11 protein-coding genes are annotated in these 16,567 nt (G+C 65.3%); 10 read left to right on the plus strand and 1 reads right to left on the minus strand.

Annotated elements, in window-relative coordinates:
- Both AC1Q6V_RS18940 and AC1Q6V_RS18945 read left to right on the plus strand, forming a co-directional pair.
- Window positions 1–2,219: VCBS domain-containing protein (locus AC1Q6V_RS18940; RefSeq protein ID WP_492316328.1), on the plus strand; the 2,219-nt coding region annotated here is incomplete at its 5' end.
- Between the two features lie 166 nt (window positions 2,220–2,385).
- A complete protein-coding gene (locus tag AC1Q6V_RS18945) occupies window positions 2,386–3,738 on the plus strand; it encodes a TolC family outer membrane protein (RefSeq protein WP_011616756.1) in 1,353 nt (450 codons plus the stop codon).
- A gap of 74 nt (window positions 3,739–3,812) precedes the next feature.
- Here the strand turns inward: AC1Q6V_RS18945 and AC1Q6V_RS18950 are convergent, their stop codons facing one another.
- Entirely contained in the window at window positions 3,813–4,985 is a 1,173-nt protein-coding gene (locus AC1Q6V_RS18950; protein WP_010811724.1) for an AraC family transcriptional regulator, read from the minus strand.
- Between the two features lie 321 nt (window positions 4,986–5,306).
- Here AC1Q6V_RS18950 and AC1Q6V_RS18955 point away from each other — a divergent pair, with 321 nt between their 5' ends.
- From AC1Q6V_RS18955 to AC1Q6V_RS18990, 8 genes are all read left to right on the plus strand, one after another.
- The gene (locus tag AC1Q6V_RS18955; RefSeq protein WP_011616758.1) at window positions 5,307–6,314 is read left to right on the plus strand and encodes a tripartite tricarboxylate transporter substrate binding protein; all 1,008 of its coding nucleotides are present in this window, start codon (window positions 5,307–5,309) and stop codon (window positions 6,312–6,314) included.
- A gap of 34 nt (window positions 6,315–6,348) precedes the next feature.
- On the plus strand, window positions 6,349–8,061 hold the full coding sequence (locus tag AC1Q6V_RS18960) for a long-chain fatty acid--CoA ligase (protein ID WP_454749295.1): 1,713 nt from the start codon (window positions 6,349–6,351) through the stop codon (window positions 8,059–8,061).
- A 32-nt stretch (window positions 8,062–8,093) separates the two neighbouring features.
- Entirely contained in the window at window positions 8,094–9,077 is a 984-nt protein-coding gene (locus AC1Q6V_RS18965; protein ID WP_011616760.1) for a Bug family tripartite tricarboxylate transporter substrate binding protein, read from the plus strand.
- A 23-nt stretch (window positions 9,078–9,100) separates the two neighbouring features.
- Window positions 9,101–9,880: an enoyl-CoA hydratase/isomerase family protein gene (locus AC1Q6V_RS18970; RefSeq protein ID WP_454749294.1), complete on the plus strand. Its 780-nt coding sequence runs from the start codon at window positions 9,101–9,103 to the stop codon at window positions 9,878–9,880.
- Window positions 9,881–10,016: 136 nt separating this feature from the next.
- Window positions 10,017–11,204 (plus strand): acyl-CoA dehydrogenase family protein, encoded by a 1,188-nt coding sequence (locus AC1Q6V_RS18975; protein WP_037024190.1) that lies wholly within the window; start codon window positions 10,017–10,019, stop codon window positions 11,202–11,204.
- Between the two features lie 426 nt (window positions 11,205–11,630).
- Window positions 11,631–13,553: a PrkA family serine protein kinase gene (locus AC1Q6V_RS18980; protein ID WP_010811718.1), complete on the plus strand. Its 1,923-nt coding sequence runs from the start codon at window positions 11,631–11,633 to the stop codon at window positions 13,551–13,553.
- Window positions 13,554–13,590: 37 nt separating this feature from the next.
- Complete coding sequence (locus AC1Q6V_RS18985) at window positions 13,591–14,853, plus strand: YeaH/YhbH family protein (protein WP_010811717.1); 1,263 nt, start codon at window positions 13,591–13,593, stop codon at window positions 14,851–14,853.
- 135 nt (window positions 14,854–14,988) lie between these two features.
- The gene (locus AC1Q6V_RS18990) at window positions 14,989–16,542 is read left to right on the plus strand and encodes a SpoVR family protein (RefSeq protein ID WP_010811716.1); all 1,554 of its coding nucleotides are present in this window, start codon (window positions 14,989–14,991) and stop codon (window positions 16,540–16,542) included.
- The last annotated feature ends 25 nt before the right edge of the window (window positions 16,543–16,567 follow it).

The raw sequence follows: 16,567 nt of genomic DNA on the forward strand, positions 1-16,567 counted from the left end.
CGGACAGCCTGGTCGGGCAGTACGGCACCTTCGCCTTCGACAGCAACACCGGCGCCTGGACCTATACGCTGGACAACACCATGGCCGATGCGCTGATCGCGGGCCAGCAGGTCAGTGATTCGCTGACGGTGGCTTCGGCCGACCACACGGCGCAGCAGACCATCACCGTCAACATCACCGGCGCAAACGACTACGCTACGATCACGGCTTCAGCCAGCGAGGACACCTCAGTGACCGAAGCCGGCGGGGCAGGAAATGCCATTCCCGGCGACCCCTCCGCCCGCGGCACGTTGACGGTCAACGATGTCGATACCGGCGATGCGCACTTTGCCGCCGTGCCGCCAGCGAGCCTGGTCGGCCAATACGGCGCCTTCACCTTCGATAGCGGCACCGGCGCCTGGACCTACACGCTGGACAACAGCAAGGCGCAGTCCCTCGCCGCGGGCCAGCATGTGACCGACTCGCTGTCCGTACAGTCGGCCGATCTCAGTGCCACCCAGGCGATCACCGTCAACATCACAGGTGCCAACGATGCTGCGGTGAATGCCGTTCCCCTTGCGCAGGTGGTCAACGAAGATACGCCATTGGTGTTCCGTACGGCCAGCGGCAATGCACTCAGCATCTCTGACGTGGACAACGCGAGCCACACCGTGACGCTGAGCGCAAGCCACGGCGCGATCACGCTGAATGGCGTTGCCGGGCTGCAGTTCCTGTCGGGCGACGGCACCGCGGACAGCACCATGACATTCACGGGCAGCGATGCGGCAATCAATGCTGCGCTGAATGGAATGAGCTTCCTTGGCGAGAAGGATTATGCGGGCGCCGCGTCGGTGCAGATCCAGACCAGCGATGGCGCTTTGGTCGATACCGATACGGTGGCGATTACGGTCAATCCCGTCAATGACGCGCCGGTGGCAGCCGAGGACGTTGTCTATGTTTCGACTAACACCGACAACATCCTGATTCCGGTGAGCGCGCTGCTCGGCAACGACGTCGATATCGACGGGCGGGCCTTGTCCATAAACCCGCTCAGTCTGACCTCAAGCACGCTTTCCGGCCTGAGGCTTGTCACCGAAAGCAATTACAGCTTCGTCGCGTTCGACAGTCCCAACAGCAAGGGGGTGGCAACCTTCAGCTATACCGTCGAAGACGGGGCAGGTGGCAGCAGCACGGCGACGGTGACCGTCAATGTCGTGGACAAAAACGGCTTTTCGCTTGATCAGGCCAGCTACCAGGCTTCCTATCTGGAGGGTGGCAGCAATCCCGACAGCATGACTGGCGCCGTTGCGGGTGACATCTTCATTGGCGGACGTGGTACCGACATCCTCAACGGCGGGATCGGCGACGACGTCTTGAGAGGTGGCGCCGACAACGACACCATCGACGGGGGGGTGGGCATAGATATGCTGGATTTCTCCGATGCCACCGGCGCGGTCTCCTTCACGTTGATCCAAAGTAGCACCCTCGTCAAGGTGCTTGTGGGCGCGACGCCCGGACTAGGTACCGACAGCTACGCGAACATGGAGGGCGTGATCGGCTCGGCGTTTGTCGACACGCTGACCGGCAGCTCCGCCAACGACGTCATTCGCGGTGGCGCGGGCGATGACACCATCAACGGCGGCGACGGCATCGACCTGCTTGATTTCTCCGATGCCACCGGCGGGGTTGTGTTCACGCTGACGCAGAGCGGCAGCCCCACCACGGCAGGCCCGGGCGTGACTGGCCTCGGTGCCGACAGCTACAGCAACATGGAAGGCGTCATCGGCTCCGCCTTCAACGACAACCTCACCGGCTCTGCCGGCAACGACGTGCTGCGTGGCGGCGCGGGCAACGACGTGTTGGTCGGAGGCGCCGGCAACGACGTGTTGACCGGCGGCGCCGGCGCCGACACACTGACCGGCGGCAATGACAGCGACACCTTTCGCTTTCTGCGCGCGGACCCCGCTTCGGTCGACACCATCACCGACTTCGGTGCGGCTCCCGTGGCTTCCGGTGGCGATGTGCTGGATCTTTCCGATCTGCTTTCCGGTGTTGGCGTGAACCCTGCCAATGCGGCGCAGTTCGTCCGCCTTTCGGAGGTGGGTGGCAACACCGTGGTCAGCCTGGATCGTGACGGCAGTGGCACGGCGGCTGCATTCCAGGACGTGGCGGTGCTGCAGGGCGTGGTCGGGCTCGATCTCAACACGCTGTTGAGCAACGGCAATCTCCACACCGCCTGAGGCGGGCGATCGGTGGCGGATTCAGAGAGGGAAATGCAGGGCGGCAGTAAAGCCGGAATCCGGCGCAGTTGAAAACCATAATAAACGGGTAGCGCACCGCTTCCCGTATCGCGCAGGCGCCGGCCAGCGCGATGCGCGGCAGCGGGTGCGCCCGAGCGGGGGAAGCATGACAACGACATGGTGCCGGCTGGCACATGTACTGCTATGGGCCGCCATGGTGGTGCCGCATCACGCGGCAGCCCAGGTGCTGCGCCAGGCAGTCGAGCAAGCCGTGCATACCAATCCCGAAGTGCTGGCGGCGGGCAGCCGCCGGCTGGCCGCGGACGAGGGGCTGACGCAGGCGCGCGCCGGTTACCTGCCGCGGGTCGATGTCAATGCCGCCACCGGTCGCGTACGCCTGGACAGCCACAGCACCCGGCTGATGGGCCTGTCCGACTCTTCCTATGCCAGCCACGCCGCCGGCGTGACGATCTCGCAGATGCTGTTCGACGGCTTTGCCACCAGCAGCGATGTGGAGCGCCAGGGCGCACGGATCGACGGCGCGGCCTATCGGGTCGGCGCGACTGCCGAAGACATCGCGCTGCGCACGGTCGGCGTTTATGTGGAGGTCCTGCGGCGTCAGGAAACCGTGGCCATCGGCCTGGCCAATCTGGAAGCGCACCAGCACATCTATGACCAGATCCGGCTTGGCGCCGACAACGGGGTGCTGCGCCGCGCCGATCTCTATCAGGTCGAAAGCCGCCTGGCGCTGGCCAAGGCCAGCCTGCGGGCGGAGCAGGGCAGCTTGCAGGACGCCATGACAGCCTATTTACGCGTGGTCGGCGCGCCGCCGGAGGTCTTGTCCAGGCCGGACTCGCTGTCGACGCTGCTGCCTGCCACCGAACGGGAGGCGCAGCAGGTGGCAAACGCCAATCACCCCGCGCTGGGTGCCGGGCAGGCCGATATCGCCGAAGCCCAGGCCGGGCGTTCGCTGGCCAAGGCCGCGTTGTGGCCAAGGCTGGATCTCGAGGTCGGCGTGGCGCGCGACCGCGACCGCGTGCTCGGCACCACCGACGAGCGCAGCGTGATGCTGCGCGTGCGCTACAACCTGTTTCGCGGCAACGCCGACAAGGCGCGCATCAACGAGGCCGGCTACCAGGTCCAGGAAGCAGAGCAGAATCTGGACCGTCTGCGCAGACAGGTGCAGGAGGCCGTATCGCAGGCCTATAACGCCCACCTGACGGCGAAGGACCGTCTGGTGAGCCTCAAGCAATACGTGGAGGCCAGCGATGCCACGCGCGTCAGCTACGGCAAGCAATTCCGGATTGGGCAGCGCAGCCTGCTTGACCTGCTGAATGCCGAGAACGAGTACTTCAGCGCCAGCACGGCCTACGTGACCGGCAAGTACAACGAACTGGCCAGCCAGTACCGCATCCTTGCCGGCATGGGCTTGCTATTGGCGACCCTGCAGGTGCCGCCGCCCCAGACGGGGATGGTGCAGGTAGGGCAGCGGGCAGCGCCGCCGGTGGGACAGAGGTAGCGGGGGGACGGTGCCGGGCAAGCCGGCAGCCATGCTTCAGCCGCCGGCCACCGGAGATCCTGACCCGGCCCGCATCAGCGCGGCAAAGCCTCTCCCCGCAATCCCCGCATCCGATACTCTCCCGGCGCCACGCCCGTCCATTTCTTGAAGGCCCGGTGGAACGTGCTCGGTTCTGAGAAGCCAAGCCGCAGCGCCACGTCCTGCAGCGTCATGCCGGGGCGCTCCATCATGCCGATGGCCACGTCGCGGCGCAGGCTGTCCTTGATGCTCTGGTAGCCGCTGCCCTCGTCGCGCAGCCGGCGGCGCAGGGTCTGGGGCGTGAGCCGCAGCATCTGCGCCATCTGCTCCAGCGACGGCAGTTCGTCATCCAGGTGGGAGCGCAAGTGCTGCCGGATGCGCTCGGCAAGGCAGCTGTTGTCGCGGTAGCGGATCAGCAGGTTGCGCGGCGTCTCGCGCAGGAACTCGCGCAGGCTGGCGGCGTCCTGCATCACCGGCATGCGCAGGCTGGCGCCATCGAAATGCAGCACGGAGACAGGCTGGCCGTAATGCACGGCGGCCTTGAAGACGCGCTCGGTCTCGGGGCCGCCCTGCGACGGCGCCGCGCTCAGGTCGACCCGCGCCAGCGGGATATGGCCGGCCACCAGCCAGCTGAGCAGCGCGTAGGCATGGAACACGAAAGTCGATTCGGCAAAGCTGCGGCAGGCCGAGGCCGGCGCACGCGGATGCAGCACCACGGAGGCGGCCTTGCCGTCGGCGCTGACATGCAGGCGTGGCGCGAAGGCGTCGATATGGAGCCGGTACAGCCGCAAGCCGGCTCGGATGGCGTCTTCCAGCGTGGCGCAATGGATCAGGTTGCGGCACGCCTGCGCAAACACGCCCGGGGTCACGGGCCGGTCCAGCAGCCCCCATAGTTCATCGCGCATGACGCGGCGCAGCGTGCGGATCAGCGCCGCGTACTGGCCCTGGGTGACGCGCGCATTGGGCGAGGCCAGCAGCGCCGGCGAAATCCCGGCCCGGCGCAGCAGCGCGGCAATGTCGTGGCCCAGCCGGCGCGGGCCCAGCAGGATGTGATCCACATGCTGGATCGCAATGGTGTGGCGCGCCGAGGCCTGCGGCGCCGTGCCGGCCGGGGCCTCGGTGCGGCCCGGGACACGGCCGTGCCCGGGCGCCGGCGGCAGTGCGCTGCCGGCGAGGTGCAGCTTGCCTGGCACGGGCGGGCGCGGCGATGACAGGACAGCGGTATGCATGGGTCTCCTCATCACGGTGGCGCGTCGGCGCCGGCACCGCGGAACGGCTGGCTCCGCGGGCGTTCCAGGACGTTTCGCCACATCGTCCCGGCACCTTAGCAAGCCGCGGCCGCGCCGCACAATCGGGATTTGCCAAAGGCTGCCTTCCATCTGAGCGATTCGGCCAATCATTTTGGCTTGTCTGGTCATTGTCCACGCACCGCAGCATCGCGCACTCTCCGGCTGATACCGATACAAGGCCGGCGCACCGGCCCGGACGGGACCAGAAACGGGGCAACCACCCGTTCCCCGCCTCAGGAAAAACAATGGAGACAACAACACATGCAGGCAGATCGTCGTAGTGCGCTGTGGCGCTTTGGGGCCGGATTGCTGGCGTGGAGCGGCGTTGCCGCCGGGATGCTGGGGGCGGGCGCCGCGCTCGCGCAGAGCGAATTCCCGGCGCGCACCGTGCGCATGGTCGTGCCCTTCCCGGCAGGTGGCGCCACCGATGTGCTGGCCCGCGCCATTGCCGAAGGGCTGGGCAAGGCCTGGAAGCGCCCGGTGGTGGTGGAAAACCGCCCGGGTGCGAGCGGCATGCTCGGCGCCGAGGTGGTCGCCCGTGCCGAGGCCGACGGCTACACCGCGCTGCTGACGATCACGCCGCTGGTGCAGGCGCCAAGCCTGTATGCCCGGGCGCCCTATGACCCGGTGAAGGATTTCGCCGCGGTGTCCGAGCTCGGCACGACCAACCTGGTGTTCGCCGTCAACAGCAATGCGGTGCCTGCCACCAACCTGAAAGACTTCATCGCGCAGGTTCGCGCCAAGCCGAAGCAGTTCTCCTACGGCTCGTTCGGGGCCGGCTCGAGCGGCCACCTGTACGGCGAGGTCTTCAACGAGGCCGCCAAGATCGACATGCTCCATGTCTCATACAAGGGCGAGGCTCCGGAGCTGAACGACCTGCTGGGCGGCCAGGTGCCGGCGGCGGTGATCTCGGTGATGGGCGCCAAGCCCCACGTCGCCACCGGCCGCCTGCGCGCCCTCGCGGTGACTGGCCCCGCGCGCGCGCCGCAACTGCCGGATGTGCCGACTTTCCGCGAAGCCGGCATTGAAGGCATGGATGCGATGGGCTGGTTCGGGCTGCTGCTGCCGGCCGCCACGCCGCGGCCGATCGTTGAGAAGTTCTCGGCGGACGTCAACCGCGTGCTGGCCCAGCCCGACGTGCGCAAGCGCATGAACGAGCTTGGCGTGATCCTGACCGGCAGCACGCCGGACGCGTTTGCCCAGACCATCCAGGCCGACTATGTCCGCTGGGGCAAGGTGATCCGCACCAGGAACATCCGCCTGGATTAAGCCATTCCCGTTTGACCTGCATCGATTGCTGCATATGAAGCCTGCTACAAGTACCCGCGAGCCGTTCCGCTCCCCCGCCTGGCCGCCCGGCCTGCCGGCCACGCTGCATACGCCTCGCACCAGCCTGTTTTATAACGTCGAGGCGGCGGCGCACCGCTATCCGGACAAGACCGCGATCCAGTATTTCGGCACCGCGATTTCCTACGGCCAGCTGCAGGACGAGATCGAACGGATGGCCGGCTACCTGCAGCAGGCCTGCGGCATCGAGCCGGGCGACCGGGTGCTGCTGTTCAGCCAGAACTGCCCGCAGTTCATCATTGCCTACTACGCGATCCTGCGCGCCGAAGGCGTGGTGGTCCCGGCCAACCCGATGTGGCTGGAGGCCGAACTTGCCCATGTGGTGCAGGACAGCGGCGCGGTCGCCGCCTTTGCCGGCAGCGAGCTGTACCAGCGCGTGGCGCCGCTGCACGGCCCGGCGCTGCGCCATGTGATCCTGCACGACTATGCCGGCATGCTGCGCGACGACGGCGGCCTGGCCGTGCCGGCCTGGCTGCGCGAAGCGCCGCCCGCGCCGCAGGCTGCGCCGTCCGGCGCCATGCCGGTGGCCTGGGACGCGGCCAGCGCCGCCGGGCACCGGCCGCTGCCGCACCAGGCCGGCTACGACACGCTGTGCATGCTGGCCTATACCTCCGGCACCACCGGCCATCCCAAGGGCTGCATGCATAGCCACGGCACGCTGATGACCGCGGCGGCCGGTGCGGTGATCTGGCGCGGCGCCACGCCCGAATCCGTGGTGCTGGCCGTGGCGCCGATGTTCCACCTGCTGGGCATGCAGAACTGCATGAACTCGCCGCTCTACCTGGGCGCCACCGTGGTGCTGATGCCGCGCTGGGACCGCGCGCTGGCCGCGGACCTGCTCGAGCGCTACCGCGTCTCGGTCTGGGGGGCGCCGCCGGCGATGATGGTGGACTTCTTCTCGCAGCCGGGAATCGACGCGCGCGACCTGTCGAGCCTGGCCTACGTCGGCGGCGGCGGCGCGGCCATGCCCGAAGCGGTGGCCAATATGCTGCAGGAACGCTTCGGCCTGCCCTACGTCGAGGCCTACGGCATGACCGAGACCGCGGCCTTCATCCTGTCCAACCCGCGCAACCAGCCCAAGCGCGAATGCCTGGGCATCGCCACCTTCGGCGTGGACGCACGCGTGGTCGATCCCGAGACGCTGCAGGAACTGCCTTGCGGCGAGACCGGCGAGATCGTGGTCCACGGCGGCCAGGTGATGCTGGGCTACTGGAACAACCCGGAAGCCAACGCTGCCACCTTCATCGAGATCGGCGGCAAGCGCTTCCTGCGCACCGGCGACCTCGGCTTCATGGACGAGCAAGGCTACTTCTTCATGCGCGACCGCCTCAAGCGCATGATCAACGCGTCCGGCTACAAGGTCTGGCCGGCCGAGGTGGAGAACCTGCTGTACGGGCACCCGGCCATCCACGAAGCCTGCGTGATCGCCGCCCGCGACCAGCGCCGCGGCGAGACCGTCAAGGCCGTGGTGGCGCTGCGCCCGGAAGCACGCGGCACGGCCGACGCCGACCCCGAACGCATCATGGCCTGGTGCCGCGAGCATATGGCCGCGTATAAGGTGCCGCGCATCGTCGACGTGGTCGACGCGTTGCCCAGGTCGGCCACCGGCAAGATCCTGTGGCGCGCCCTGCAGGAGCGCGAGATGCAGGCGGACCACCCGAGCGCCTGACACCAGCGGCGAATTCAGCAAAGAGAGACAGCATGCAGCAAAGCAGACGCAACTGGCTGGCACAGGCCGGCACCCTGGCCGGCGCGGCCATCCTCGGCGGCGCGGGCAGCGCCTTCGCGCAGCAATCGTATCCGAGCAAGCCGATCCGCATGATCGTGCCGTACCCGGCCGGCGGCGGCACCGACACCGTGGGCCGCCTGATCGGCCAGCGCCTGGCCGAAAGCCTGGGCCAGCCGGTGGTGGTCGAAAACAAGCCCGGCGCCAGCGGCATGCTGGGCAACGACACCGTCGCCAAGGCGCCGGCCGACGGCTACACCATCCTGCTGGCGATCACGGCCCTGATCCAGGCGCCGGCCCTGTACAAGCGCACGCCATACGACGTGGCCAGGGACTTCACGCCGGTCTCGCAGATCGCCAAGTCGTCCGACCTGTTCGTGGTGCCCAACCGCGTGCCCGCCAGCAATATGCGCGAGTTCCTGGCGCTGGCCAAGGCGGGCAAGCTCAGCTATGGCTCCTACGGCAACGGCACCTCGTCGCACCTGCACGGCGAGCTGCTCAAGCAGCAGGCAGGCATCGAGCTCGCGCATATCCCTTACAAGGGGGCGGCGCCGCTGATGAGCGACCTGCTCGGCGGCCAGGTGGACAGCGCCTTTGTCGACGTGACCTCGGCCAACGCCTACCTGGGCAGCAACAAGTTCAAGATCCTCGGCATCACCGGCACCCAGCGCTACAAGGCGCTGCCCAATGTGGCGACCTTCACTGAACTGGGCCTGCCGGGGTTCGAGCCCAACGGCTGGTACGGGCTGTTCCTGCCGGCCAATGCGCCCAAGGATGTGACGGCGAAGCTGGCGGCAGAGACCGCGCGCATCGTGCGCCTGCCCGAAGTGACGCAGAAGCTGGCCGGCATGGGCCTGCAGCCGGTCGGGTCCACGCCGCAGGAACTGGCGGCCGTGGTCGCCGGCGACACACCCAAGTGGGCCAGGATCGTGCGCGACGCCAATATCCAGCTCGACTGAAACCCGCCTCCCGGAGCCTACCGATGGAAACCATCCGCTTCGCCGTCGAGGACGGCATCGCCACGCTGACGCTGGACTCGCCGGCGCGCAAGAACGCGCTGTCCTTGCCGATGCGCGACGAGATCGGCGAAGTGATTCGCCGGGTACGTGCCGACGACAGCGTGCGCGCGCTGATCCTGACCGCCGCCGGCACCGATTTCTCGTCGGGCGGCGACATCAGCTCGATGCAGGTCGAGATCAGTGCCCAGCAGGGCCGCAAGCGCCTGCACAAGGTGCACGGCTGGCTGGAAGACCTGATCCAGCTCGACGTGCCGGTCATCGCCGCGGTGGACGGCGCGGCCTATGGCGCGGGCTTCAGCCTGGCGCTGACGGCCGACATCATCCTGGCCACGCCGCGCGCGCGCTTCGGGCTCCCGTTCCTGCGCATGGGGCTGGTCCCCGACTGTGGCGTGTTCTACACGCTGCCGCGGATGATCGGCCTGCAGCGGGCCAAGGCGCTGATGTTCTCGATGCGCGAGCTGAACGCCCAGGCCGCGCAAGACCTTGGCATCGTCATGGAAATCGTGCCGGCGGACAGCCTGCAGGAACGTGCGCGGACGCTGGCGCAGGCCTTCACCGAGGCCTCGCCGGTGGCGGTGGGCCTGACCAAGCAGGCGTTGAACGCCTCGCTGAACCAGGACCTGCACACCATGCTGGCGATGGAAGCGGACGGGCAGGGCATTGCCTTCTCCACCGCCTATCGCCGCGAGGCGGCCGACCGCTTCATGGCCAAGCAGCCGCTGCGCTACCGCTGGCCGGACTGAGCGGCGGCGCCGGTCATGCTGCCCCGCAGCATCCGGCTGCCTCGCCAGTCTGTCGTTTACGTATACAGGCGGGTGCTGGCCGGACAGTACCGGTCGCCTGTTCATTTTCTCGTTTACCCTGATACCAGCACACCATATGGGATCCCACGACCAGCACACGGCGCCCGCCGTACGCCAGACCCCCTGGATGACCGAAGACCTGGGGATGTTCCAGGAAACCGTGCGCCGCTTCATCGAGCGCGAACTGGCGCCCAACGAGGCCCGCTGGGCCGACCAGGGCTATATCGACCGCGAGGTCTGGCGCCGCGCCGGCCAGATCGGGCTGCTGTGCGCCAGCATCCCCGAGGAATACGGCGGCGGTGGCGGCACCTTTGCCCACGAGGCCGTCATCACCCAGGAAATGTCGCGCGCCGTCTGCACCAGCCTTGGCAATAATGTGCACAGCGGCATCGTGGCACATTACCTGCTCAACTACGGCACGGAAGCGCAGAAGAAGAAATGGCTGCCGCAAATGGCCAGCGGCGAAATGGTGGCGGCCATTGCCATGTCGGAACCTGGCGCCGGTTCCGACCTCAAAGCGATACGCACCCGCGCGGTGCGCGAACAGACCGAAAACGGAGACTGCTATCGCATAAACGGTGCAAAGACCTTCATCACGAACGGGTATCACGCCGACCTGGTCTGCGTGGTGGCCAAGACCGATCCGGAAGCCGGTTCGCGCGGCGTGTCGCTGGTCATGGTGGAGACGCGCGACCTGCCGGGTTTCCGTCGTGGCCGCATTCTCGAGAAGATCGGGCAGAAAGGGCAAGACACCGCCGAGCTCTTCTTCGACGACGTGCTGGTGCCGTGCGACAACCTGCTGGGCACGCAGGAAGGTCAGGGTTTCTACCAGCTTATGCAGCAGCTGCCGCAAGAGCGCATGATCATTGCGCTCGGGGCCGTGGCGACCATGCAGCGCGCCATCGAGCTGACCACCGAATACGTGCGCGAGCGCAAGGTGTTTGGCCAGCCGCTGGCCGATCTGCAGAACACGCGCTTCAAGCTAGCGGAGTGCAAGACGGTCGCCACCATTGCCGCGACCTTCGTCGACGATTGCATGCTGCGCCTGATGGACGGCAAGCTCGACGCTGCCACGGCCGCCATGGCCAAGTGGTGGTGCACGCAGCAGAACTGCCAGGTCATCGACGAGTGCCTGCAGTTGCACGGCGGCTACGGCTACATGCTTGAATACCCGATCGCGCGTATGTATGCGAATGCACGCGTGAGCAAGATCTTCGGCGGCTCCAACGAGATCATGAAGGAGCTGGTCGCGCGCACGCTTTGACGCGCCTGCTATCAGCAGTGTGCGCGTGCTAGTGCGCGCAAACGCGTAAGAAAATGCGGAAAAACGAAAGCCGACACCAGTGCCGGCCTTCGTGCGTATGGTTACAAAACCGGATGTGCACGGATGGCGGGAAAGGTGTAAGGTGTTTCACAAGCATGGTCAATGGCCCGTCGCGTGCGGGGGCAAGGTCCGAGCGGAATGCAGCCAAAAGCTGAAGCGAATTCATGCAGAAAATGCAGCAACGAAACAGTCGTTGCATCGATGCAAGATTTGTCAACTCGGATTCCACCATCGCCGTTATTTGACTATGATGAAGTAAAGACTTCGCAACATGACAGGTCGCCAGGCCGGGGTGGTGTGCCGCGAACGTTGCGCGAAGCCTTAGGGGTAGCACGCCTCGGACGTGAACTCTGACGGGAGTGAGGTATGGACATTTTTGGCCATTACGCTACGCGCTTCGAAGCTCGCAAGGAAGAGGAATACAGCATCCAGGAGTACCTGGAGATCTGCAAGAAGGATCCGACTGCCTACGCGACTGCTGCAGAGCGCATGCTTGCCGCCATCGGCCAGCCTGAGCTGGTGGATACCCACCATGACCCCAGGCTGTCCCGCCTGTTCTTCAACAAGGTCATCCGCATCTATCCGGCCTTCCGCGACTTCTATGGCATGGAGGACACGATCGAACAGATCGTCTCGTTCTTCAAGCACGCGGCGCAGGGCCTGGAAGAGCGCAAGCAGATCCTCTACCTGCTCGGGCCTCCGGGTGGTGGCAAGTCCTCGCTCGCTGAAAAGCTCAAGGCGCTGATGGAGGAGATCCCCATCTACGCGCTCAAGGGTTCGCCGATCCATGAGTCGCCGCTGGGGCTGTTCGCGCCAGAGGAGGACGGCAAGATCCTGGAAGAGGACTACGGCATTCCGGTCCGGTATCTGAACACCATTGCCTCGCCATGGGCGGTCAAGCGCCTGCACGAGTTCAACGGCGATATCACCAGGTTCCGGGTGGTCAAGCTGCGCCCTTCGGTGCTGTCGCAGATTGCGATCTCGAAGACCGAGCCTGGCGACGAAAACAACCAGGATATTTCCTCGCTGGTCGGCAAGGTCGACATCCGCAAGCTGGAAGATTTTCCGCAGGACGATCCGGACGCGTACTCCTATTCCGGCGGGCTCTGCCTGGCCAACCGCGGCCTGCTCGAGTTCGTTGAAATGTTCAAGGCGCCGATCAAGGTCCTGCACCCGCTGCTGACGGCAACACAGGAAGGCAACTACAAGGGCACCGAGGGCTTCGGCGCGATCCCGTTCGACGGCATCATCCTGGCGCACTCGAACGAGGCCGAGTGGACGACCTTCAAGTCGGACAAGAACAACGAGGCTTTCCTGGACCGGATCTATATCGTCAAGGTGCCGTACGTGCTGCGCGTGTCCGACGAGGTGAAGATCTACGACAAGCTCTTGCGCAGCAGTTCGCTGTCGGCCGCGCCGTGCGCGCCCAACACGCTGAAGATGATGGCGCAGTTCGCGGTGCTTACGCGCATCAAGGAGCCCGAGAACTCCAATGTCTTCTCGAAGATGCGCGTCTATGACGGCGAAAGCCTGAAGGACGTGGATCCGAAAGCGAAGTCGTACCAGGAATACCGCGACTACGCCGGCATCGACGAAGGCATGAACGGGCTGTCGACGCGCTTTGCGTTCAAGGTTCTGTCCAAGGTCTTCAACTTCGACAACACCGAAGTGGCGGCCAACCCGGTGCACCTGCTGTATGTGCTCGAACAGCAGATCGAGCGCGAGCAGTTCCCGCCGGAGCAGGAAGCCAAGCTGCTGTCGTACATCAAGGAGTACCTGACCACTCCGTTCGTGGAGTTCATCGGCAAGGAGATCCAGACCGCCTACCTGGAGTCGTATTCGGAGTATGGGCAGAACATCTTCGACCGCTATGTGGTGTTCGCCGACCTGTGGATCCAGGACCAGGAGTACCGCGATCCCAATACCGGCGAGATCCTTGACCGCAACGCGCTGAACGACGAGCTTGAAAAAGTGGAAAAGCCCGCGGGTATCTCGAACCCGAAGGACTTCCGCAACGAGATCGTCAACTTCGTGCTGCGGGCGCGGGCCAACAACAGTGGCAAGAATCCGGTCTGGACCAGCTATGAAAAGCTGCGGATGGTGATCGAGAAGCGCATGTTCTCCACCACGGAGGACCTGCTGCCGGTGATCTCGTTCAATGCCAAGTCTTCGCGCGAAGACCAGGATAAGCACGAGAACTTCGTCAACCGCATGGTCGAGAAGGGGTACACGCCCAAGCAAGTGAGACTTCTGGTGGAGTGGTATCTGCGCGTAAGAAAGTCATCGTAACGGCGCCGCGGAACAGGTCTCTCAACGAGGGCAACATATGGCTACGGTCATCGATCGGCGCGAGAACGGCGGCAACAAGAGTGCCGTCAACCAGCAACGTTTCATCAAGCGCTACCGCGAGCAGATCCGGCAAGCGGTGGCAAAGGCGGTGTCCGGCCGGAAGATCATGGACATCGAGCAGAGCGGCCAGGTGTCCATTCCGGTCAAGGACATCTCCGAACCGATCTTCCACCACGGCCCGGGCGGGCGGCGCGAGTGGATTCACCCTGGCAACAAGAAATTCGTCAAGGGTGATTCCTTCGACCGCCAGCAGCAGGGCGGTGGCGGGACCGGTTCGCGCGCCAGCGACAGCGGCGAAGGCGAAGACGATTTCGTCTTCACGCTGTCGCGCGAGGATTTCCTGAACTTCTTCTTCGAGGACATGGCGCTGCCGGACCTGGCCAAGCGCCACCTCGCCAAGATCGCCGAGGTGCGCAAGGTGCGCGCCGGCTTTTCCATCGACGGCACGCCGTCCAACCTGTCGATCCTGCGCACCATGCGCAGTTCGCTGGGGCGGCGCATCGCCTTGTCCAGCCCTTACCAGAAGCGCCTGCGCGAGCTGGAGCTGGACTACAGCGAGGCGCTGGAAAAGGACGGCCCCTACGCCGAAGGCACGCTCGAGCTGATGGAGAAGATGCGGCACCTGCGTGCCTGCATCGACCGCGTGCCGTTTATCGAGAAGCTCGACCTGCGCTACAACAACCGCGTGCTGAAGAAGCGCCCCCAGGCCCAGGCGGTGATGTTCTGCCTGATGGACGTGTCCGGCTCGATGGACGAGAGCCGCAAGGACCTGGCCAAGCGCTTCTTCATGCTGCTGTACCTGTTCCTGAAGCGCAACTACGAGCGCATCGACGTGGTGTTCATTCGCCATCACACGGTGGCGAAGGAAGTCGATGAGGAAGACTTCTTCCACTCGCGCGAGTCCGGTGGTACCGTGGTATCCAGTGCGCTGAAGCTGATGGTGGAAGTGATCCACGACCGCTATCCGCCCAGCCAGTGGAATATCTACTGCGCGCAGGCGTCAGACGGCGATAACTGGGCCGGTGATTCCGAGTTGTGCGGACGCCTGCTGCGCGATTCGATCCTGCCACTGGTCCAGTACTATGCATATGTTGAAGTCGCATCGGAAGAGCCGCAGAACCTCTGGGAAGAGTATCTGACGGTCAAGGGACAGTTCGATCACTTTGCGATGCAGCGCATCATCGGTGCGGACGAGATCTACCCGGTGCTGCACGACCTGTTCCAGAAGCGCGCAGCATAGGTTGGCGCCGATCCTGGCCTTCCTCGCGGGGGGCCACAGTGAAGGCAAATGGCGAGGCAACGCGGACCACGCGGCGCGGTGATGCCGTGCGCGCCGGACGGGTCTGGCGCCTTGCCCGGGCAACAAGGGGCGAAGATGGCTTATCTCTCCACGGGTTCGGAATGGACCTTCGAGCTGATCAAACGGTATGACCGCGAGATCGCCCGCATCGCCGGCGAATTCGGGCTGGATACCTATCCCAACCAGATCGAGATCATCACCGCCGAGCAGATGCTCGACGCCTACGCGTCGGCGGGGCTGCCGGTCGGCTACAGCCACTGGTCCTACGGCAAGCACTTCCTGGCGTCCGAGCGCAGCTACCAGCGCGGCCACATGGGGCTGGCCTACGAGATCGTCATCAACTCCAATCCCTGCATCGCCTACCTGATGGAGGAGAACACCATGCCGATGCAGGCGCTGACGATCGCGCACGCCTGCTACGGCCACAACTCCTTCTTCAAGGGCAACTACCTGTTCCGCACCTGGACCAACGCGGACGCCATCGTGGATTACCTGCTGTTTGCCAAGAACTACGTGGCCGAGTGCGAGCAGCGTTACGGCGAGCGTGAGGTTGAACTGCTGCTGGACTCTTGCCACGCCTTGCAGAACTATGGCGTGGACCGCTACAAGCGGCCCAAGAAGCTGTCCATCACCGAGGAAAAGGCGCGCCAGGCCGATCGCGAGAACTACCTGCAGATGCAGGTCAACGACCTGTGGCGCACCCTGCCCAAGCACCGGCCGCATGCGCTGGCGTCGGAGGACGAGGCGTCCGAGGGGGAAATCATCTTCCCGCCCGAGCCGCAGGAGAATCTGCTGTACTTCATCGAGAAGAACGCGCCCAAGCTGGCCTCGTGGCAGCGCGAGATCGTGCGCATCGTGCGCAAGATCGCGCAATATTTCTATCCGCAGCGCCAAACCAAGGTCATGAATGAAGGCTGGGCCACGTTCTGGCACTACACCATCATCAACCAGCTGTACGAGGAAAAGCTGGTCAACGATGCGTTCATGATGGAGCTGCTGCAGGCGCATACCAACGTGATTTACCAACCGCCGTACAACAGCCCCTATTACAGCGGCATGAACCCCTACACGGTCGGTTTCCTGATGTTCCAGGACCTGCGCCGCATGTGCGAGAACCCGACCGAAGAGGACTACCGCTGGGCCCCGGAGTTTGCCGGCAGCGACTGGCGCAAGACGCTGGACTTTGCCATGCGCAACTTCAAGGACGAGAGCTTCCTGCTGCAGTTCCTGTCGCCGCGCGTGATCCGCGAGCTGAAGCTGTTCTCGGTGCTGGACGATGACCGCGAAGGCAAGCTGCGCGTCACCGCGATCCACAACGATGAAGGCTACCGCGCGATCCGCCAGCTGATGGCGGCGCAATATGACCTCTCCAGCATGGAGCCCAATATCCAGGTCACCAATGTCGACGTGGGCGGCGACCGCTCGCTGACGCTGCGGCACCTGCAGAACGACCGCCGGCCGCTGGCGCACAACTTCGACGAGGTGATCCGGCACGTGACCCGGCTGTGGGGCTTCACCGTGCGGCTCGAAGTCGCCTACGAGGACGGCCGCACCGAGCTGAAATATGAGTGCAAGCCGGAGCGGCGCCACCGCCGCCCGCACGGCGGCGGCCTCAGCCTGGCCGCCTGATTCCGCGATTGCCGGGGTTAGGCCC

Source organism: Cupriavidus sp. GW823-FHT07B10 (genome assembly GCF_058794355.1).